General features: G+C 68.5%; 15 protein-coding genes and 1 pseudogene. 13 read left to right on the top strand and 3 right to left on the bottom strand.

Annotated features, from left to right (window positions below; translation table 11 throughout):
• Window positions 1-87: 87 nt before the first annotated feature.
• On the bottom strand, window positions 88-909 hold the full coding sequence (locus HZ989_RS13910) for an LD-carboxypeptidase (RefSeq protein WP_209321393.1): 822 nt from the start codon (window positions 907-909) through the stop codon (window positions 88-90).
• 43 nt (window positions 910-952) lie between these two features.
• Here HZ989_RS13910 and murC point away from each other — a divergent pair, with 43 nt between their 5' ends.
• Window positions 953-2,362, top strand: a complete 1,410-nt coding sequence (gene murC, locus HZ989_RS13915) for a UDP-N-acetylmuramate--L-alanine ligase (RefSeq protein ID WP_209321394.1) — start codon at window positions 953-955, stop codon at window positions 2,360-2,362.
• Between the two features lie 5 nt (window positions 2,363-2,367).
• Window positions 2,368-4,389, top strand: coding sequence for a TonB-dependent receptor (locus tag HZ989_RS13920; RefSeq protein WP_209321395.1), 2,022 nt, complete (start codon window positions 2,368-2,370; stop codon window positions 4,387-4,389).
• 13 nt (window positions 4,390-4,402) lie between these two features.
• On the opposite strand, the gene HZ989_RS13925 is transcribed toward HZ989_RS13920, so the two are convergent.
• Window positions 4,403-6,415, bottom strand: a complete 2,013-nt coding sequence (locus HZ989_RS13925) for a TonB-dependent siderophore receptor (RefSeq protein WP_209321396.1) — start codon at window positions 6,413-6,415, stop codon at window positions 4,403-4,405.
• Between the two features lie 252 nt (window positions 6,416-6,667).
• On the opposite strand from HZ989_RS13925, the gene HZ989_RS13930 reads away from it, so the two are divergent.
• The 3 genes from HZ989_RS13930 to xth all read left to right on the top strand — a co-directional run bounded on the left by HZ989_RS13930 (window position 6,668) and on the right by xth (window position 10,931).
• Entirely contained in the window at window positions 6,668-9,064 is a 2,397-nt protein-coding gene (locus tag HZ989_RS13930; RefSeq protein WP_209321397.1) for a DNA translocase FtsK 4TM domain-containing protein, read from the top strand.
• A gap of 200 nt (window positions 9,065-9,264) precedes the next feature.
• Window positions 9,265-9,912 carry an outer membrane lipoprotein carrier protein LolA gene (locus tag HZ989_RS13935; protein ID WP_209321398.1) on the top strand — a complete coding sequence of 216 codons (648 nt, stop codon included), beginning with the start codon at window positions 9,265-9,267 and terminating at the stop codon, window positions 9,910-9,912.
• Window positions 9,913-10,136: 224 nt separating this feature from the next.
• On the top strand, window positions 10,137-10,931 hold the full coding sequence (xth, locus tag HZ989_RS13940; RefSeq protein ID WP_209321399.1) for an exodeoxyribonuclease III: 795 nt from the start codon (window positions 10,137-10,139) through the stop codon (window positions 10,929-10,931).
• Between the two features lie 98 nt (window positions 10,932-11,029).
• Here xth and HZ989_RS13945 read toward each other — a convergent pair.
• Window positions 11,030-11,783, bottom strand: a pseudogene (locus HZ989_RS13945) (IS5 family transposase).
• Window positions 11,784-11,887: 104 nt separating this feature from the next.
• On the opposite strand from HZ989_RS13945, the gene HZ989_RS13950 reads away from it, so the two are divergent.
• The 8 genes from HZ989_RS13950 to hisB all read left to right on the top strand — a co-directional run bounded on the left by HZ989_RS13950 (window position 11,888) and on the right by hisB (window position 20,291).
• Window positions 11,888-13,291: a circularly permuted type 2 ATP-grasp protein gene (locus HZ989_RS13950; RefSeq protein WP_209321400.1), complete on the top strand. Its 1,404-nt coding sequence runs from the start codon at window positions 11,888-11,890 to the stop codon at window positions 13,289-13,291.
• Between the two features lie 146 nt (window positions 13,292-13,437).
• The gene (locus HZ989_RS13955; protein ID WP_209321401.1) at window positions 13,438-14,376 is read left to right on the top strand and encodes an alpha-E domain-containing protein; all 939 of its coding nucleotides are present in this window, start codon (window positions 13,438-13,440) and stop codon (window positions 14,374-14,376) included.
• Window position 14,377: 1 nt separating this feature from the next.
• Entirely contained in the window at window positions 14,378-15,220 is an 843-nt protein-coding gene (locus HZ989_RS13960; RefSeq protein WP_209321402.1) for a transglutaminase family protein, read from the top strand.
• 87 nt (window positions 15,221-15,307) lie between these two features.
• Entirely contained in the window at window positions 15,308-16,084 is a 777-nt protein-coding gene (locus HZ989_RS13965; RefSeq protein WP_209321403.1) for a peptidase, read from the top strand.
• A gap of 57 nt (window positions 16,085-16,141) precedes the next feature.
• Entirely contained in the window at window positions 16,142-16,462 is a 321-nt protein-coding gene (locus tag HZ989_RS13970) for a YerC/YecD family TrpR-related protein (RefSeq protein WP_209321404.1), read from the top strand.
• Window positions 16,463-16,472: 10 nt separating this feature from the next.
• A complete protein-coding gene (gene hisG / locus HZ989_RS13975; RefSeq protein WP_209321405.1) occupies window positions 16,473-17,354 on the top strand; it encodes an ATP phosphoribosyltransferase in 882 nt (293 codons plus the stop codon).
• The gene (hisD, locus tag HZ989_RS13980; protein WP_209321406.1) at window positions 17,354-18,676 is read left to right on the top strand and encodes a histidinol dehydrogenase; all 1,323 of its coding nucleotides are present in this window, start codon (window positions 17,354-17,356) and stop codon (window positions 18,674-18,676) included. Before hisG ends, hisD begins: the two co-directional genes overlap by 1 nt.
• A 187-nt stretch (window positions 18,677-18,863) precedes the next feature.
• Window positions 18,864-20,291: an imidazoleglycerol-phosphate dehydratase HisB gene (hisB, locus tag HZ989_RS13985; RefSeq protein WP_209321407.1), complete on the top strand. Its 1,428-nt coding sequence runs from the start codon at window positions 18,864-18,866 to the stop codon at window positions 20,289-20,291.
• Window positions 20,292-20,353 lie beyond the last annotated feature (62 nt).

The raw sequence follows: 20,353 nt of genomic DNA on the forward strand, positions 1-20,353 counted from the left end.
CGCTGTCGACCGGGTTCGCCGGGCGGGAGAACGAAAGGCTTGACCCCGTGTCCCGAACGGCACTGATCCTCCGCCCTATGGGGCGTATCATCTCACCCCGAACGGGACGACCTTGTTGTCCCCGTCATGGGCGATGTCGGCGGGCCCCAGATACGGGATGCCGGACCGGTTGCACCAGTATTCGACGATCTGCTCGCCCGTCATGCCGAAGTCCGGATCGTTCGGCGGCACGTCCGTGAACCGCCCGGCGCGGATGCCCGCCACGCGCCGGATCGAGGGCGTCGAGGTCAGGTGGAACATCATCCGGTCGATGCTGTAGGCGGCCTCGGACACATCCTCGAGCATCAGGACATGGTCGCTCAGGTCCGGCTCCAGCGGCGTGCCCAGCAGCTGGTCCAGAACGGTCAGGTTGAAGGCCACGGCCGGGCGCGGATCGTCGTGCAGTGACGGCTCCCACGACGAGACCGCACCCTTCCTCAGCCAGTTCAGGGCGCGAAAGGCGGTGTCGTCGTGGCGGACCGCGTCCGAGGCCATGGGCCCGTGGGCCAGGTGCGGAAAGCCCGCCTTGTAGAGGATGGCCAGCAACGACCCGACGTCGGAATAGCCCAGGTAGCGCTTCGCCCGCGCCCTCTCGGTCAGCCGCGGCAGCACCGCCTCGGCGATGCGGCAGGAGCCATAGCCGCCCCGGGCGAACCAGACAGCGTCGATGCGGGGGTCGTTGGCATAGTCGACGAAGGCCTGGGCGCGCGTCGCGTCATCGCCGCTGAAGTGGCCGGACTTCTCCAGCGATGAGGGGTGGATCACCACCGCCACCTTGCGGGCCGGGAAGTTCAACTCCATCCAGGCCTCGATGGCTTCGGCCCGCTCGCGGGAGAACCGCGACGAGACCGCGACGATACCGATCTTCATTCTGCTGTAGCCTCCCGCTCGTCTCCACTTTAGTCACGCGATCATGAGCGAACCATCCTGTTTCTTCTGCGGCATCGGCGGGTCGGGCATGCTGCCGCTGGCGATGATCGTCCAGGCGCGCGGGGCTGCGATCGAGGGGTCGGACCGGGCGCTGGACCAGGGCCGGACGCCCGAGAAGTTCGACTGGCTGAGGGCGCACGGCGTGACCCTGCATCCGCAGGACGGATCGGGCATCCGGGCGGACATGACCGTCGTCGCCACCGGGGCCGTCGAGGACACCGTGCCCGACATCGGGGCGGCGAGGCGGCTGGGCGCGACCATCGTCACCCGGCCCGAGCTGCTGAGCCGGATCTTCAACGCCGCGCCCACCTCGGTCGGGGTCGCGGGCACCAGCGGCAAGTCGACCATCACCGGCATGATCGCCTGGATCCTGAACCAGACCGGCCGCGACCCCACCGTCATGAACGGGGCGGTGATGCGCAACTTCGCCGACGCCGACCATCCGTTCGCCAGCGCCCTCGTCGGCGGGGCCGACCTGTTCGTGGCCGAGGTGGACGAAAGCGACGGCTCCATCGCCCGCTACGATCCGACCGTCGCCGTGGTGTCCAACATCTCGCTGGACCACAAGTCGATGGAGGAGCTGCGCGAGCTGTTCGGCGGCTTCACCGGCAAGGCGCGGACGGCGGTGCTGAACCTCGACAACCCCGAGACGGCGGCCCTGGCCCAGGCGATGGTGGACGACGGCCGGGACGAGGCCGTCCTGACCTTCGCCCTGGGCAATGACACAGCGGACCTGTCGGCCCACGACCTGGCCCCCCTGCCCACCGGCATGACCTTCGACCTGACCGAGCGGGCCGGCGGCGCGCGGATCGCCGCGACCCTGAACGTGCCCGGCGCGCACAATGTCGCCAATGCCCTGGCCGCACTGGGGGCCGTGCGGGCCCTGGGCGTGCCGCTGGACGCGGCGGTCTCGGCGCTGGCGACCTTCGCCGGGATCAGACGGCGGATGGAGGTGGTCGGCACGGCCAACGGCATCACCGTCATCGACGACTTCGCCCACAACCCCGACAAGATCGCCGCCACGGTCAAGACCCTGCACGCCTTCGACGGGCGGCTGCTGATCCTGTTCCAGCCCCACGGCTTCGGTCCGCTGAAGCTGATGAAGGCCGAGTTCATCGACACATTCGCCGGGCTGATGCGTCCCGACGACGTCCTGCTGATGCCCGAGCCGGTCTATTACGGCGGCACCACCGACCGCAGCGTGGGCTCGGAGGATATCGCCTCGGGCGTGCGCGCGGCGGGTGGCCAGGCGGAGGCTTTGCACGACCGCGCGGCCTGCGGCGACCGGCTGGTCGATCTGGCCCGGCCAGGCGACCGGATCATCGTCATGGGCGCGCGGGACGACACCCTGTCGCAGTTCGCGGCGGAGCTTCTGGGCCGGCTGGGCGCTTAGGCCGGATGCTTCAGGACGCCGCCGCCCCCCTCCCCGACGTCGTCGTCACCGCAGCGCGCCTGCCTCCCGCTGCCGGAGAGGCCGCCTTCTCCGTCATCCGGCTGAACCCGGACCGGCTGGACCGCGCCACCCGGCTGGACGAGGCCCTGGCCACGGTTCCGGCTGTCAGCCTGTTCCGCCGCACCTCCAGCCTCGCCGCCAATCCGACGACGCAAGGCATCTCGCTGCGCGCCATCGCCCCGTCGGGAGCCGGGCGGACGCTGGTGACACTGGACGGGGTGCCGCTGAACGATCCATTCGGCGGCTGGGTGATCTGGTCCCAGGTGCCGACCGAAAGCCTGTCCGGCCTCGACATCGTCCGGGGCGCGGGCGCAGGCCCATACGGTGCCGGAGCCCTGACCGGGGTCATCGCCCTGCGCGAGCGCGACGGGGTCGGCGGATCGCTGGACCTGTCCGGCGGCGAATACGGCGGCCGGAGACTGGCGGCCGCGACCACCCTGGGCATCGGGCGCCTGGCCCTGACCGGCACGGTGCAGCGCGAGCAGTCGGACGGCTACATCCCCGTGCGGGGCGCCCGGGCGGGCGCGGCGGACGTGCCGCTGGACCTCGCCACCCTGTCCGGGGCGATCCGGGCCGATGTCGCCCTAAGCACCGTGACCGCCCTGTCCCTGCGCGCCTCGGCCTATGAGGAGGATCGCGGCGCGGGTCTTCTGGGCGCGCGGTCGTCGGCGACGGGCCAGAGCTATGCGGCCACCCTGTCGCGCACCCCGTCTGCGGGCCGCCCGGGCTGGCGCGCCCAGGTTTGGCGGCGCGAGAGCGACTTCGCCAACACCTCGGTCGCCGTGGCCGCCGACCGGACCACGACCACTCCCGCCAACAACCAGTTCGCCACCCCGGCCGAGGGTTGGGGCGCCAACCTCGCGGTCCGTCGCACAACGGTGCCGTTCGGCGGCGGGGCGCTGGAGTGGGAGCTGGGTGCCGACGCCCGCTTCACCGAGGGCGAGACGCGCGAACTGTTCCGCTTCATGGCCGGAGCCTTCACCCGCGACCGGGTCGCGGGCGGCCGGACGTCCGTCATCGGCGCCTATGGCGAGGGATCCTGGACCACCGGGCCGTGGCTGGTCGCCGGGGGTCTGCGGATCGACGGCTGGCGCAATGCGGACGGTCGTCGGCTGGAGCGCGACCGGGCGACCGGCTTGGCCACTCTGGACGAGACCGATCCCGACCGGTCGGGCGAGGTCCTCAGCGCGCGTCTGGCCGTCCGCCGCGCGCTGGCCCCGGGCCTGGCCGCGCGTGCCGCGGCCTATTCCGGGTTCCGGCCCGCGACCCTGAACGAGCTGCACCGGCCCTTCCGGGTCGGCAACGACCTGACCGAGGCCAATGCCGCCCTGGTGCCCGAGACGCTGCAGGGGGTCGAGACCGGCCTGTCCTGGCAGGGCTCGGCGACGACGCTGGGGGCCACCGTCTTCTGGAACCGGATCGAGGACGCCATCGTCAATGTCACCCTCGGCAGCGGCCCCGGCACCTTCCCGCGCGCGGGCTTCGTGCCGGCCGGCGGCGTGCTGCGCCAGCGCCAGAACGCGGGCACCATCGACGCGACCGGCCTGGAGCTGACCGCCGGGCACCGTCTCGGCGAGACCCTGACGCTGGACGCCGCCCTGTCGGTGACCGATGCCAAGGTCGACGGCGGCACCGCGGCACCCCGGCTGACCGGCCTGCGCCCGGCCCAGGCCCCGGTCTGGAGCGCCTCGGCCGGGGCCGACTGGCGCGCGACCGGACGCCTGAGCCTGATCGTCCGCACCCGCTACGAGAGCCGCCGGTTCGAGGACGACCTGAACAGCCGCGTGCTGGACGGGGCGATCACCGCCGACGCCCGGGCGGAGTGGACCGTGCGCGACGGCGTGATCCTGTACGCCGCCGCCGACAATCTGTTCGACGCCGGGGTGGCGGTGGCCGAAAGCGGCGACGGGGTCGAGGGCTATGGCCCCCCGCGCAGTCTGCGAGCGGGGCTGAGCCTGAGCTGGTAGGGCAGACCCTGCTTCAGAACCGGGTCATCAGGGTCAGGCGGGCGTTCCGGGGGGCACCAGGCGAGATGTTGAAGTTGTTGTGGGCGTCGGCGAAATAGGTCTCGTCCATCACGTTCTCGACGTTGAGCTGGACCTGCACGGACGGGGTGATCTCGTAGAAGACGGCGGCGTCGACCCGCGTGAAGGACGGAAGGCGCGTCGTGGCGGCCGACGTTCGAATGCTGGCGAACTGTTCGGACTGATGGATGATCCCGAGCCCCAGTCCCAGTCTTTCGTTCACGCTGTAGCGGTTCCAGAGCGAAACCTGATGCTCCGGAACCTGCCCCAGCCGGACGGCTTCGTTCCCCTGCAGCGTCGCCTCCTGCCAGGCGTATCCACCGCTGACCTGCCAGGCTGATGTTATGCGACCTGTCAGGCCCAGCTCGATCCCGCGGGTCCGCGTCTTCCCGACATTGATGGTCACCAGCGGGTTTAAGGGATCAGGGGTCGTCGCGTTCGAGCGGTCCAGTTGAAACACGGCCGCGGTCAGGTTCAGACCCGGCCGGACATCCCACTTGAGGCCGACCTCGTGATTGACGAAGGCCTCGGGCTCCAGGTTCTGCTGGGTCGTCGAAAGGGTCAGGAACTGGTCGCCCGACCGCGGCAGGAAGGACTGGCTGTAGCTGGCGAAGAGCGAAATCCCGGGCCCGGGCTTGAAGATCAGACCCAGACGGGGCGACACCTTTTCGTCGGTCCGGGTGAAGGGCCGATCAGGGTTCGGCTGCAGGTCCAGCCCGTCGATGTCGAACCTGTCGTACCTGATGCCGACGATTGCCTCCACCCGATCGCCAAGCCGGATCTGGTCCTGCACATAGGCCGATACGGTTTCGACGTTTGAAACCGTGTCCCGGGCCGGAGCCGAAAAACTGACCGTGGGAAACACGGGGTTCGCAAGGTTGAAGGTCCTGCTCGACAAAACACCGTTGAGCCGTCGGTTGGTCGAGTCCTGATCGCCGTACTCAAGACCGAAGAGCACCTGATGATCGACGCTGGAGGTGTGCAAGCTCCAGACGAGGTTGCTCTGGACCAGAAGGTTCTGGCGCGTGGTCGCGTCAGCGTAGGCGTCCAGCGCCACCGTTCCGGCCTGCGCCGTCGCGACACCGCTCGGAAAGACGTTCGTATAGACCTTGTCGTAGTCGCCGTAGAGCGCCGTCGTCGAGAAAGACAGGTCAGGCGTCAGGACACCATCGACCCGGACCTTGACGATGTCAGCGTCCAGGGTCGTGCGGTTCACACCGGGGACACCGAAAAACTGATCCCGATAACCCCGGATCGGGACACCGGCCAGTGAAGGGACGCCTCGATCGGTTACGCGATCGTCGTCGATATGCTCATAGGAGATGCCGGCCTTCCAGCCGTGGCCGAGATCCGCCGCGAAATGAGGGTTTATCGCAGACCGCTGTCCCTCATAGACATCGCGATGATTGGCGAGTTCCTCGTAGGCGGCATTGAGCCGGAACGCCGACATTTCTCCCGTCGAAACGTTCAGGTCCAGCGACAGATCATAGGCACCGAAGCTGTTGACGCTTGTCCGCGTCCCGAACAATCGCCCCGCAGCGCTGGGGGCCTTCTGAACACGATTGAAGATCCCGCCACCGCCGCCCCGTCCGAAGATGAGCGCATAGGGTCCTTTCAGGACCTCCACACGCTCCAGATTGTAGAGGCCACGATAGTACTGAACGTCGTCGCGCACCCCGTCGATGAAGAAATCGGCCGTGGTGTTCTGACCGCGCAGCGTCACCTGGTCACGATTGCCCTCACCCTGCCCCACGGTGACGCCTGGAACATACCGGAGCACGTCTCCCAGACTGTACATCGCCTGGTCGTTCAACTGGGCTCGCGTCACCACCGTCACGCTTTGCGGCACGTCGATCAGGGCGGTGTCGGTCTTGGTCGCTGTCACCGAGTTCACGGCGATATAGCCGCGTTTGGCACCCGTCACGATGATGGGCTCAAGATCCGTCGCCTGATGCTGCGCGAGCGCCATCGTCGGCCATGTCAGCGCAAGCGCTGTGGATGCGAGAAGGGCGCTGAAAGCTGAGGCGTTGGGCGGGGACACTGGCAAGATCCGGCACTGAAATGCGACTAGTTCGCAATATCAGACAAGAGAGCTGTGGCAAGGCGAATTGCGAATTCGTCGCAGTATCAGCTCGACACCGGGCGATTGCGTGGTCCCGGGGTAAACAGCCTCTTAACCCTGCACCTGCGACACTCTCGGTCCGTCCGATCGGAGCCGTCGATGTCCGCCGCCCTCGCCATCAGCCAGCGTGCCTTCCTGAGTGCCCTTGTCCTGTGGGACGCGCCCTTCGTGGTGCGGTTTCGCGGCGTGTTGCAGGCGCTTCTGGCCACACTTCTGGTCGTGGCCCTGGTGTCGTGGAACGCAGCCGATCCCAGCCTGAACGCCGCCTCGTCCAGCCCGGCGACCAACTGGCTGGGCGCCAGCGGCGCGATCTTCGCGGATCTGTTCATGCAGAGCCTGGGCCTGGCCGCCTGGCCCGCCGCCGCCCTGACCATCGCCTTCGGGCTGGCCGCCGCCATCGGCGATGCGATCCGCCAACGCCTGAAGCCCACGCCCCTGAAGGCCCTGTCGGCCACCGGCGGCGTCCTGGCCCTGTCCGCCGCCCTGTCCGCGCTGGCGGCCCCCGGCGCCTGGCCATTGCAGACGGGCCTCGGCGGTCTGTGGGGCGATGCGGTGATCGGCCTGTTCGGCCACGGGGCCCATGCCCTGGGCATACCGGGCGGCGGGATCGTCAGCGGCGTGCTGTTCCTGGTCTTCGGCCTGTGGGCCTGCGGTTACGCCGTGGGCCTGCGGGCGTCGGATTTCGGAGAGACGATCGCCTGGGCGTCCGGCCTGCACCGTCCCCCCCTGCCCGCGTCCCGGCCGGTCGGTCGCCGCCCGGTGGCCGAGGCCGCGATCGCCGCGCCCCGGGCCGCGGGTCGCGCCACCCGTCTCGAACTGCCCGGGGACGAGGACGACGTCGCGCTCCTGCCCTGGGACGAACCGGCGCCTGAACCCGCCCTGCCCGCGGCCCGCACGGCCACCGAGCCCCGTGTCGCCGCGCCCCGGCCGGCCAAGGCCTCGAAAAAGGCCATCGACGACGGTCAGGTCACCTTCGACTTCGTCCGGCCCCAAGGCGACTTCGATCTGCCGCCCCTGGCCATGCTGGCCAGGCCCCAGGCCCGCGTCGGCACGGTCGACGAGACGGCCCTGAAACAGAATGCCAGGATGCTGGAAGAGGTGCTGGCCGAGTTCGGGGTCAAGGGTGTCATCGACCAGATCCGCCCCGGCCCCGTGGTCACCCTGTACGAACTGGTGCCCGCGCCCGGCGTCAAGCACGGCCGCGTCGTGGCCCTGTCGGACGACATCGCCCGCAGCATGTCCGCCCGCGCCTGCCGTATCTCGGTGGTGCCGAACCGGAACGCCATCGGCATCGAATTGCCGAACCTGAAGCGCGAGACCGTCTATCTGCGCGACCTGCTGGCCAGTGCCGAATACGGCAAGCCCGCGCACCTGCTGCCGCTCGCGCTCGGCGAGACCATCGGCGGCGAGCCCTATGTCGCCGACCTTGCGCGCATGCCCCACCTGCTGATCGCGGGCACCACCGGTTCGGGCAAGTCGGTGGGGGTCAATGCCATGATCCTGTCGATCCTGTACCGGCTCAGCCCGGCAGAATGCCGCTTCATCATGATCGACCCCAAGATGCTGGAACTGTCGGTTTATGACGGCATTCCGCACCTGCTGGCCCCGGTCGTCACCGATCCGAAGAAGGCCGTCGTCGCCCTGAAATGGACCGTCCGCGAGATGGAGGACCGCTATCGCCGGATGTCCAAGCTCGGCGTGCGCAACGTCGCCAGCTACAACGAGCGGGCGAAGGAGGCCCAGGCCAAAGGCGAGCATTTCGAACGCACGGTCCAGACCGGCTTCGACGACCAGGGCCGCCCGGTCTATGAATCCGAGAAGATCCGGCCCGAGCCCATGCCCTATCTGGTCGTGGTCATGGACGAGATGGCCGACCTGATGCTGGTCGCCGGCAAGGACGTCGAGGGCGCCGTCCAGCGCCTGGCCCAGATGGCCCGCGCCGCCGGCATCCACCTGATCATGGCGACCCAGCGCCCCTCGGTCGACGTTATCACCGGCACCATCAAGGCCAACTTCCCGACCCGGATCTCCTTCCAGGTCACCTCCAAGATCGACAGCCGCACCATCCTGGGCGAACAGGGCGCCGAGCAGCTGCTGGGCCAGGGCGACATGCTCTACATGGCCGGTGGCGGGCGGATCACCCGACTGCACGGTCCGTTCGTGACGGACCAGGAGGTCGAGGAGGTCTGCAAATACCTGCGCAGCCAGGGCGAGCCGGATTACCTCGACCTGATCACCGACGATCCGGACGGGGACGGCGACGGGGCGATGGAAGAGGGCGGTGGAGCGTCTTCGGGCGACGACCTCTACGACCGGGCCGTGGCCGTGGTGACCCGCGACCGCAAGGCCTCGACCAGCTACGTCCAGCGCCGCCTGCAGATCGGCTACAACCGCGCCGCCTCCCTGATCGAGCGGATGGAACAGGAGGGCGTCGTCTCGGCCGCCAACCATGCGGGCAAGCGTGACGTCCTCGCCGGCCCGCCGCCGATCGTGTGAGGCAGGCCCGTCTCCCTTCCGATCAAGGGGAGGGAAACGGCGCATCGGGAACCCTTCACCTGAACAGGGCTTCATCCGACCGCCGGAATATGGTCTGGCTTGGGTCATATCGACGCCAGGTCAGGTCGCGATAACGGCACGACCGACAATCATCGCGCCCTCCGGTCAGGCCGGAGGATGACGAATTGAGAGAGACCCTCATGACCCTGTCCCGCAGAGACCTCGGCTTCGGCCTCGCCGCCCTGACGGCCATGGGGGCCTCGCTCGCCGCCCTGCCGGCCGCCGCCCAGTCGGGCCTGTCGGCCGAGGACCGCGCGACGCTGGCGACGGCCCAGACCTATCTGCAGAACCTCACCTCGGCCCAGGGGACCTTCGTCGAGACCGGCGCGGGCGGCCAGCGGCGCGAGGGTCGCTTCTATCTGCAGCGCCCGGGCAGGATGCGGTTCGAGTACACCAACCCGGCAGGCCTGCTGGTCGTCTCGGACGGCAACAACGTCAAACGCTACGACCCGCGCCTGAACGTCTTCCGGCAGGTGCCGCTGGGGGCCACGCCGCTGTCGACCTTCCTGGCCAGGAACGTCCGGCTGGACCAGGGCGTGCGCATCGATCGCGTGACCCGCATGCAGTCCGGAGCCTTCGCCATCACCGCCCGGGACTCCAACCGGCCCGACGACGGTTCGGTCATCCTGGCCTTTGCCGGCAGCCCGATGCGCCTGCAGGAGTGGACCATCACCGATGCCTCGGGCGCGCGCACGCGGACACAGCTGACCACCCTGACGCCCGCGTCTGGCCTGGCCGCCAGCCTGTTCCGCCTGACCGATCCAACCCGTCGCCCCGGGCGCAACTGACAGTTTGGCGAATCCTGCACCGTGTTCGGATGAACACAGGCAAATCACTTTATTAACGATTTGACTATTTCTGACAGGCGTGACACTTTGGGCACAGGCGGTTTTGGCCGCCCTTCTGCCTTCGGACGTCATCCCCTCCCGATGGCTGCGAGAGAGAACCCTTGGCCCCCGGCGCCCCCCGCCGGGGGTTATTTTTTGAAGCGCGGACAGGCTAGAGGCACCCGATGCTTCGCATCGCCACCTGGAACATCAACTCCGTCCGCTTGCGTATCGACCAGGTCGCGCGCTTCGTGACGATGAGCGGCACCGACGTCCTGTGCCTCCAGGAGATCAAATGCCTGGAGGACCAGTTCCCCAGAAACGCCTTCGCCGAAATGGGCCTGCCCCATCTGAAGGTCGCGGGTCAGAAGGGCTGGCACGGCGTGGCCATCGCCAGCCGCCACCCGATCGCGCCCAGCGAGACGTTCCAGTCCTGCAGGCTGGGCCATGCGCGCTGCGTGTCCGTGCAGGTCGCGGGCGTCGACATCCAGAACTTCTACATCCCCGCCGGTGGCGACGTGCCCGACCGCGAACTGAACCCCAAGTTCGATCACAAGATGGACTTCTACGAACAGCTGACGGCCACCGTGACGGCGCAGGACCGGTCACGCCCTCTGCTGATGTGCGGCGACTTCAACATCGCGCCATCGGAGTTCGACGTCTGGAACCACCGCTATATGTCGAAGATCGTCAGCCATACGCCGGTCGAGGTGGAGACCCTGAACCGGCTGCAGGCCGCAGGCGCGTTCACCGACGTGGTCCGCGAGGCGTTTCCCGAGCCGCAGAAGCTGGCCAGCTGGTGGAGCTATCGCGCGCAGGATTTCCGCAAGTCCGCCCGTGGCCTGCGTCTGGACCACATCTGGACCTCGCCGGGCCTGACCCCTGCCGTCATCCCCGGATCGGCCACCATCCACGAACCGGTCCGCGCCTGGGAACAGCCCAGCGACCACTGCCCGATCACGGTCGATCTGGACGTCTGACCGCAGACCCGGTGCATCTTCCGTCCCGCACCGCAACAAAACTGTTGCGCATCGGCGCGCCGCCGGTCCACGCTGGACCTCCACCCTAGGGTCGGGACTCATTTGGCCCAGTAGCAGACGGTCGCGGCGATGAGCACGCCGGAGAGGTAGTTTGCTGCGAGCTTGTCGTATCGGGTAGCGACCCGGCGATAGTCCTTAAGCCTGGACCAAAGGCGCTCGACGGTGTTGCGCTGGCGATAGGCGACGACGTCATAGGGGATGGGTCGTTTTCGCGATGTTGTGGTCGGGATGACGGCCTCGGCGCTTCGCTCGGCCAGGCGCTTCCTGAGGTGGTCGGCATCATAGCCCCGATCAGCCAGCAGCTTGCGGAACGGCCCGGCGGCCTCGATCAGGGCGTGGGCCATGGTGATGTCGTTGGTGTTGCGCTGAGCAGCAGCACGCGAGGCCGTCCCTGATCATCCACCAGCCCGTGGATCTTGGTCGTCCGACCTCCTCGCGACCGGCCTATGCTCTGGACGAAGGCCCCCCTTTAGCGCCCGCCGCCGAGCGGTGGGCCTTGACCGAGGTCGAGTCGATGGCGGCGCTGGAGTAGATGCCGCTGTGGCCGGTCAGGGCCTTGAAGATGTCGTGCCAGATGCCTTGGCGGCTCCAGCGGTTGAACCGGTTGTAGACTGTCGTGTACGGCCCGTACTCGGCCGGGCAGTCACGCCAGCGCGCACCCGATTGAAGCATATGGATGATTCCGGAGATCACACGGTGATCATCCACTCGTCGCGCGCCGCGACGACCGCGAGGCAGATGGGGCTCGATCCGTGCCCACGCTTCGTCATCCAGCCAATAGAGCTTCCGCATTCAAGGACTCCTTCCGGAATCCTTGAATCAGAACAACTGAAAGACGGCCAGGACTTATTGAGTACGGACCCTAGCGCGCGGGAGCGACCGTCACGTTCGACGAAATGTCAGGCCATGCCGGCTCGGATCAGGTCCGCCCCAGCTACCGGACCCTGGCCCGGTGGCTCGAGGCCGCGCCGGCCGACCTGCTGCAGGCCCGCTCGCGCCAGGCGGAGCTGTTCTTTCGCCGCATGGGCGTGACGTTCGCCGTCTATGGCGACGTCGAATCCAACGAACGCCTGATCCCCTTCGACGTGGTGCCCCGCATCATCGGCGCGGCCGAGTGGGAGCCGCTGGAAAAGGGCCTGAAGCAGCGGGTCACGGCGATCAATGCCTTTCTGAAGGACATCTATGGCCCCCAGGAGTGCATCCGCGCCGGTATCGTCCCGGCCGAGCTGATCTTCACCAATCCCCACTATCGCCCCGAGATGCAGGGCCGCCGTCCACCCGGCGACATCTGGACCCACATCTGCGGCGTCGATCTGGTCCGCACGGGCGAGGACGGGTTCGTGGTGCTGGAGGACAATTGCCGCACGCCGTCCGGTGTCTCCTACATGCTGGAGAACCGCGAGATGATGATGCGGCTGTTCCCCGACCTGTTCGCCGAGCACCGCATCCGCCCGGTCGAGACCTATACCGACATGCTGCTGGCCAGCCTCCGCGCCAGCGCGCCCGAGCACGCAGGGGCCGATCCCAACATCGTCGTCCTGACGCCCGGCCCCTACAACTCGGCCTACTACGAGCACAGCTTCCTGGCCGACAAGCTGGGGGTCGAGCTGGTCGAGGGGGGCGATCTGTTCGTCAACGACGACATCGTCTTCATGCGCACGACCGAGGGTCCGAAACGCGTCGATGTCATCTATCGCCGCGTCGACGACGACTGGATCGATCCGCTGACCTTCCGGCCTGATTCGACCGTCGGCGTGCCCGGCCTGATGGCCGCCTACACGGCCGGGAACGTGACCCTGTCGAACGCCGTGGGCACCGGCGTCGCCGATGACAAGGCGGTCTATACCTATATGCCGGAGATCATCCGCTTCTTCAGCGGCGGCGACCCGATCCTGGGCAATGTGCCCACCTGGCGCTGCCGCGAGCCGGCCGCGCTAAAGGAAGTGCTCGAAAAACTGCCCGAGCTGGTGGTCAAGGAGGTCGGCGGCTCCGGCGGCTACGGCATGCTGGTGGGTCCGGCCTCGACCAGGGCCGAGATCGAGGATTTCCGCAAGAAGCTGATCGCCGACCCCGACGACTTCATCGCCCAGCCGACCCTGGCCCTGTCCACCGCCCCGACGCTGGACGGCGGCAGTCTGTCGCCCCGCCACGTCGACCTGCGGCCGTTCGTTTTGAGCAGCCCCGCAGGCGTCCGTGTCGCGCCGGGCGGCCTGACCCGCGTGGCGCTGAAGGCCGGATCGCTGGTGGTCAACTCCAGCCAGGGCGGCGGGACCAAGGACACCTGGGTGCTGGATGATTAGGTCTTTCCATATCCCGCTCATCCCCGCGAAAGCGGGGACCCAGTGCTTTGGGCGACGATCGTTCGTAGAGGGCACGGTCATGGTCCAGCGCACGGCCTCGCGACAGAACTGGGTCCCCGCTTTCGCGGGGATGAGCGGGTATAGAGATGCTCTCTAGAACCGCTGAATCCCTCTACTGGACCGGCCGCTACATGGAGCGGGCCGACTTCCTCGCGCGCATCCTGGAGGCGGCCGTGCGTCTGGCCGCCCTGCCTGCGCGTGACGGGGCCGCCGCCACGGCCTGGGCCAGCGCCATCGCCTCGGCGGGGGTGTCGCGCCAGTTCGCCGCCTCGGGCCGCACCCCGTCCGAGAAGTCGGTGCGCGAATTCCTGGCCTTCTCGCCCGACAATCCCTCTTCGATAAGGGCCTGCATCACCGCCGCGCGCACCAATGCCCGCTCGGTCCGCACCGCCCTGACCATCGAGCTGTGGGAAGCCATCAACGGAGCCTGGAACGGGCTGAACGAGTTCGGCGAGCCGTCGAAACGCGACGACTTCGTGCGCTATCTGGAGTGGGTGAAGGGCGTCTCGCTGGCGGTCGAGGGGGCATCGTCGCGGACGATGCTGAGGAACGACGCCTACTGGTTCCTGCGGCTGGGCGGGGCGATCGAGCGGGCCGACAACACCGCGCGGCTGCTGGACGTGAAGTATCACCTGCTGCTCCCGGCCGGGGAACGCGTCGGTGGCCAGCTCGACTATTTCCAGTGGACGACCCTGCTGCGCGAGGTCTCGGCCCTGACCGCCTATCGCTGGGTCTATCGCGAGAGCGTGCGACCCTGGCTGGTCGCGGACCTGATGGTGCTGAACCGCCAGATGCCGCGCTCGCTGGCCAGCTGCCAGGGGATGATCGTCAGCTATCTGGACCGTCTGGCCACCGACTACGGCCGTCGCGGTCCGGCCCAGCGCATCGCCTCGGCCCGGCTGACGCGGTTCAACGAGACGAATATCGAAGAGATCTTCCAGTCCGGCCTGCACGAATACATCCTGGCCTTCCTGAGCGAGAACAACGCCCTGGCTGCCGCCGTCCACGATCAGTACCTGGTGTAGGATGCGCATCCGGATCGACCACGAAACCCGTTACGCCTACGACCGCGCCGCGCGGTTCATCGTCCAGGTCCTGCGCCTGACACCGCGCTCGACCGAGGGCCAGCAGGTGCGCGACTGGCGCATCGAGACCGACGTCGACGCCCATCTGCGCCGCTCCGAGGACTCCTTCGGCAACATCGTCCACACCCTCTATACCGAGCGCCCCACCAACGGTCTGATGGTGCGGGTGACGGGCGAGGTCGCGACCGTCGACACCGGCGGCGTCCTGCGCGGCACGCCGGAGCGTCTGTCGCCGCTGGTCTTCCTGCGCGACACCCCCCTGACCCACGCCGATGCGGCGCTCCGGGCCCTGGCGGCCGAGGTGGGCGAGGACGGCGACACCCTGACGAGGCTGCACCGGCTGATGTCCACGATCCATGGCACGGTGGCCTTCAGGGTTGGATCGACCACGGTGGATCACACCGCCGCCGACGCCTATGCCCAGAAACAGGGCGTGTGCCAGGATCACGCGCAGATCTTCATCGCCGCCGCCCGGCGCATGGGCATTCCGGCGCGCTATGTATCGGGCCATCTGCACCGGTCCGACGGGGTCGAAAACCAGGACGCCGCCCACGCCTGGGCCGAGGCCTGGATCGAGGACCTCGGCTGGGTCGGGTTCGATGCGGCCAATGGCATCTGTCCGACCGAACACTATGTCCGCGTCGCCTGCGGCCTGGACGCGCTGGGGGCCTCGCCCATTCGCGGAACCAGCTATGGCGGCGGGCGCGAGACGATGACCGTGGCCCTGCGTGTGCGCCAGATGCAACAGACCCAGCAGCAACAGCAAAGCCAGGGCTGGTCATGATCCGTTCAGGGGTCGTCCTGTTGTTCGAATCTGTTAGCGTCGTCGCTTCTGATGAGTGGCGGTCCGGTTCGGGCCGAGTCTTCTGATATGACCTACTGCGTCGGCATGCTGGTGGATGAGGGGTTGGCGATGATCGCCGACACCCGGACGAATGCCGGTGTCGACAACATCTCGTCCTATCGAAAGCTGCATGTGACCGAGGTGCCGGGCGACCGGGTCATCGGCATCGCCACGGCCGGAAACCTGTCGGTGACCCAGACGGCCCTGGCCATGGTCGCCGAGGGCGTGCGGATGCCGGGCCACGATGTGCCCGAAACGCTGGAGACCTGCCCGACCCTGTTCCGCGCGGCCCAGCTGGTCGGCTACTGCCTGAACCAGGTCCGTCAGGACCTGCAGCCGACGGTCGAGGCCGACGCGCTGAAGATCACCGCCTCCATGCTGCTGGGCGGCCAGGTCCGGGGTGGCAAGATGGGGCTGTATCTCATCTACGCCCAGGGCAATTTCATCGAGTGCGGCACCGATACGCCCTACCTGCAGATCGGCGAGCTGAAATACGGCAAGCCCATTCTGGACCGCGCGCTACGCCCCGACACCCCGATGTCAGAGGCGGTCAAGCTGGGGCTCATCAGCTTTGATTCCACCATCCGGTCGAACATCGCCGTGGGTCCGCCGTTCGACATGATCGTGATCCCGCGCGACAGCCTGCACGGCGACCAGCGCCGGATCGAAACCGACGATCCCTATTTCAAGGACCTGGGTCGACGCTGGTCAGAGGCTCTGGCCAACGCCCACCGCGCCATGCCCGACCCGCCGTGGATGGCCGACGCGCCCCCGCAGCGCCCCTCGATGACGGTGGTCAGCTAGACCCTGCGTCGATCGCCCTTGACCGTTCCACTGTTACAGCATAGTGGAACGCGCTCAATGACCGACACCCTCCGCAACACCGCCCCGGCCCGGGCCGCAGACGACAGGGATGCGCTCTGCGACGCCTTTCTGTCGCTGAAGACGCGCGCGGAGATGGAGGCCTTCCTGTCGGACTTGTGCACCCCGGCCGAGATCCGCGCCTTCGCCGAACGCTGGGCTGTCGCCCGGCTGCTGGATCAGAAGTCGAAATCCTATCGAGAGATCGCGATCGAGGCCGGGGCCAGTCCCACGACCGTCGTCCGCGTCGCGCGTTTCCTGCGCGAGATGCCGCATCAGGGCTATCGCCTGGTGCTGGACAGAACCCACAGATCAGCCTGAGTCCAACGCCATGAGTACCGTCCAGGGGCGACTTCGCATCGCCGTGCAGAAATCCGGCCGTCTGGCCGACCGCAGCCTCGACCTCGTCCGGGATGCGGGCCTGCGCGTCGTGAAGGGAGCCAACGATCTGCTGTACAAGGTCGAGAACTATCCGATCGACCTGCTGCGGGTGCGCGATGACGACATCCCGACCTTCGTCGCCGACGGCGTCTGCGATCTCGGCATCGTCGGCGAGAATGTGCTGGAAGAGGGCAAGAACGGCGGATCGAACGCCTCCATCGTGATGCCGCTGGGCTTCGGCCGATGCACGCTGAAGCTCGCCTGCCCGCCCATGCTGGACTATGCGGGGCCCGCCTCGCTGCAGGGCCTGCGCATCGCCACCTCCTATCCGAAGATCCTGCGCCGCTATCTGGACGAGCAGGGCATCGGGGCCGACATCGTCGTCATGCGCGGCGCGGTCGAGGTGGCTCCCCGGCTGAAGCTCGCCTCCGCCATCTGCGACCTCGTCTCCACCGGCGCGACGCTGGAGGCCAATGGCCTCGTGGCCAAGGAGACCGTGTTCGAAAGCCAGGCCGTCCTGATCCAGTCGCCTGTCGCGCCCGAGCCCGGCCTGCAACACCTGCTGGAGTCGATCATCGAGCGGATGGCCGGCGTGGTCAGTTCGCAGGGTGCCAAATATGTGATGCTGAACGCGCCCCGTTCGGCACTGGACGCCATCACCGCCATCCTGCCCGGGGCCGGTGCCCCCACCGTCATGCCGCTGATGGGCCGCGACGACGCGGTCGCCGTCCACGCCGTGTGTCAGGAAGCGGTCTTCTGGGAAACGCTGGAGAAGCTCAAGGCGGCCGGGGCCTCGGCCATTCTGGTCCTGCCGATCGAGAAGATGATGTGATGGGCACGCTTTCCATCAAGCGCATCGACTGGTCGGGCCTGGACCGACAGGGTCGCCTCGACGCGCTGGCCCGCCCCTCGCGCCGCAGCGAACGCGACGTGCAGGATGTCGTCAGCGGCATCTTCGAACAGGTCGCCCTCTCCGGCGGTCTGGCCGTCAGCCAGTTCGCCGAGCGGATCGACGGCTTCAGGCCCCGCCGCATCGCCATCACGCCCGAGGCCGTCGCCGCCGCCCGCGACGCCCTGCCCCCCGCCGACACCCGCGCGCTCCGGGTCGCCGCCGAGAACGTCCACGTCTTTCACCAGGCGACGAAACCGGAGGACACCGCCTTCATCGAGACCACCCCCGGCGTGAAATCGAAACTGGTCTGGCGACCCATCGGCGCGGCCGGGATCTACGTCCCCGGCGGCACGGCGCCCCTGTTCTCGTCGCTTCTGATGCAGGCCATCCCGGCCGAGGTCGCGGGCGTCACGTCCCGCGTCGTCGTCACCCCGCCGGCGAAAGACGGCAGCGTCCACCCGGCCATGATCCTGGCCGCGGCCGAGGCGAACCTCGACGCCATCTGGCTGATCGGCGGGGCCCAGGCCATCGCGGCTCTGACCTATGGCGTCGTGCTGGACGACGGCGAGATCCCGGCCTGCGACAAGCTGTTCGGCCCCGGCAATGCCTATGTCGCCGAGGCCAAGCGTCAGGCCGCCGCCCTGCCGAACGGCCCCTCGGTCGACATGCCGGCCGGACCGTCGGAGCTGCTGGTCATCGCCGACCGCTTCTGCGACCCGGAGATCGCCGCCGCCGACCTGCTGAGCCAGGCCGAGCACGACGCGGACGCCCAGGTCATCCTGGTCTGCGAACGCGCCGCCACGATCGACGCCATCCTGGCCGAGGTCGAGGAACAGCTGACCACCCTGCCCCGCGCCGACATCGCCCGCGCCTCCCTGGCGGAGGCCCGCGCCATCCTCGTGTCCGACATGGCCGAGGCCTGCGCGGTGTCCAACCTCTATGGCCCCGAACACCTGGCCCTCCAGGCCGAGGACGCGGACGCCCTGGTGGCCTCCATCCGCGCTGCCGGAGCGGTCTTCGTCGGTCGCTGGGCCGCCGAGACCCTGGGCGACTACGCCGCCGGCCCCAGCCACGTCCTGCCCACCGACGGCGGAGCCCGGACGCTCGGCGGCATCACCACCGCCAGCTTCATGACCTCCATGTCGGTCCAGACCGTGACCGAGGCCGGGGCCGAACGCCTCGGCCCCATCGCCGCCCGTCTGGCCCGGCTGGAGGGCCTGGAAGCCCACGCCCGGGCCGCCGATCTGAGGAGTGCGGGATGAGGATCTTCAGCATTCCCCTTCTCCCCTTGCGGGAGAAGGGGACCGAGCGAATGCGAGGTCGGATGAGGGGTGACTCCCGGTCTCGCCGGTCGGGGACTGCTCGCCTTATCCCATCTGCGTCCTCGTACCCCTCATCCGTCAGCCTTCGGCTGCCACCTTCTCCCGCAAGGGGAGAAGGAGACCCGACATGACCCTTCCCGCCCCCTATCCGCCCCTGGTCGCCGGTGGCGAAGGCCTCGACGCCTATCCCGGCGACCCCTCCGCCCTCGCCGCTCGCATGGCCCAGGTCTACGGCGTCGCCACCGACCGGGTTCTGCCCGTCCGGGGCCTGACCCACGGGCTGGAGCTGGTCTTCCGCCTCGCGGCCCGCGATGGCCGCTCGGTCGAGGCCCCCGACGCCGAGCCCTGTGCCGGTCTGGCCCGCCTCTATCGTGCGGCGGACGGCGACCGCGCCGCCGTGGTCATCCGCGCCCTCGGCTCGCCCGAGGCCGTGGCCGAGATGGCCGAACGCGTCGCCCCCGCCCTGCTGGTCGTGGACGAGGGCCTGGTCGAGTTCGCCGACGGCCCCTCCGCCACCACCCTGATCGGCGACCACGCCAATCTGGTGGTCCTGCGCAGCCTGTCGCTGGCCTATGGTCTGGCCGGTGCCCGCGTCGGCGCAGCCCTGGCCCAGCCCGGCACCCTGGCCACCCTGGCCGAGGTCGTCGAACCCTATGCCCTGCCCGAGCCTCTGGTCCGCCTCGCCATGCAGGCGCTCGATCCGTCGCGCATGATCGAAACCACCGAACGCATCGCCGCCGTCCGCCGCGAACGCGAGCGGCTGGTGCGCCAGATCGGCCGGGTCATGGTGGTGGAGACCGGTGTCGGCCCCATCCTGATGGCGCGCCCGCTGGACATCGAGGCGACCCTGGCCGACCTGTCGAAATACGGCATCGCCGCGGATCGCTCGGGGGAGCGGGTCCGCCTGCCCGTCTCGATCAAGGCCGAGGTCAACGACCGGCTGCTGACCGCGCTCGGCCTGACGCCCGCGAGGACCCGCGCGCACCGCGTCGGACAGGCCGTCCGCGACACGAAGGAGACCCGCATCGTCTGCGCCGTGGACCTGGACGCCGCCGGCCCCATCCGGATCGAGACGGGCGTCGGCTTCTTCGACCACATGCTGGAACAGGTCGCAGCCCACGGCGGATTCTCGCTGCGTCTCAAGTGCGAAGGCGATCTGCACACCGACCCGCACCACACGATCGAGGACTCGGCCATCGCGCTGGGTCAGGCCCTGAAACAGGCCTTGGGCGAGCGGCGTGGCATCCAGCGCTATGGCTTCGTCCTGGCCATGGACGAGGCCCAGGCCAATGTCGCTATCGACCTGTCCGGGCGTCCCTATCCGGTGTTCGAGGGCACCTTCTCGACCCCCTTCATCGGCGAATACCGCACCGACCTGACCGCCCACGTCTTCCGCTCCCTGGCCGAGCATCTGGGGGCCGCGATCCAGATCTCGGTCAAGGGCGACGACGACCACCACAAGACCGAGGCCGTCTACAAGGGCTTCGGCCGCGCGCTGCGTCAGGCGATCCGCGTCGAGGGCGACGCCGTGCCGAGCACGAAGGGGGTGCTGTGATGGCCGCTCTTCGGCTCCCTCTCCCTTTGGGAGAGGGCTTGAGGCTCGGCAAGCGCAGCGCG

It is taken from the genome of Brevundimonas sp. AJA228-03 (assembly GCF_017795885.1).
Classification (GTDB): Bacteria; Pseudomonadota; Alphaproteobacteria; order Caulobacterales; family Caulobacteraceae; genus Brevundimonas.

Coding starts and splice junctions, on each gene's coding strand:
- HZ989_RS13930 (WP_209321397.1), top strand. CDS start 6,668: ATGTCCGCCGCCCTCGCCATCAGCCAGCGTGCCTTCCTGAGTGCCCTT.
- HZ989_RS13925 (WP_209321396.1), bottom strand. CDS start 6,415: ATGGCGCTCGCGCAGCATCAGGCGACGGATCTTGAGCCCATCATCGTG.
- HZ989_RS13970 (WP_209321404.1), top strand. CDS start 16,142: ATGACCGACACCCTCCGCAACACCGCCCCGGCCCGGGCCGCAGACGAC.
- HZ989_RS13960 (WP_209321402.1), top strand. CDS start 14,378: ATGCGCATCCGGATCGACCACGAAACCCGTTACGCCTACGACCGCGCC.
- hisD (WP_209321406.1), top strand. CDS start 17,354: ATGGGCACGCTTTCCATCAAGCGCATCGACTGGTCGGGCCTGGACCGA.
- HZ989_RS13910 (WP_209321393.1), bottom strand. CDS start 909: ATGAAGATCGGTATCGTCGCGGTCTCGTCGCGGTTCTCCCGCGAGCGG.
- murC (WP_209321394.1), top strand. CDS start 953: ATGAGCGAACCATCCTGTTTCTTCTGCGGCATCGGCGGGTCGGGCATG.
- hisB (WP_209321407.1), top strand. CDS start 18,864: ATGACCCTTCCCGCCCCCTATCCGCCCCTGGTCGCCGGTGGCGAAGGC.
- HZ989_RS13950 (WP_209321400.1), top strand. CDS start 11,888: ATGTCAGGCCATGCCGGCTCGGATCAGGTCCGCCCCAGCTACCGGACC.
- hisG (WP_209321405.1), top strand. CDS start 16,473: ATGAGTACCGTCCAGGGGCGACTTCGCATCGCCGTGCAGAAATCCGGC.
- HZ989_RS13920 (WP_209321395.1), top strand. CDS start 2,368: ATGCTTCAGGACGCCGCCGCCCCCCTCCCCGACGTCGTCGTCACCGCA.
- HZ989_RS13935 (WP_209321398.1), top strand. CDS start 9,265: ATGACCCTGTCCCGCAGAGACCTCGGCTTCGGCCTCGCCGCCCTGACG.
- HZ989_RS13965 (WP_209321403.1), top strand. CDS start 15,308: ATGACCTACTGCGTCGGCATGCTGGTGGATGAGGGGTTGGCGATGATC.
- xth (WP_209321399.1), top strand. CDS start 10,137: ATGCTTCGCATCGCCACCTGGAACATCAACTCCGTCCGCTTGCGTATC.
- HZ989_RS13955 (WP_209321401.1), top strand. CDS start 13,438: ATGCTCTCTAGAACCGCTGAATCCCTCTACTGGACCGGCCGCTACATG.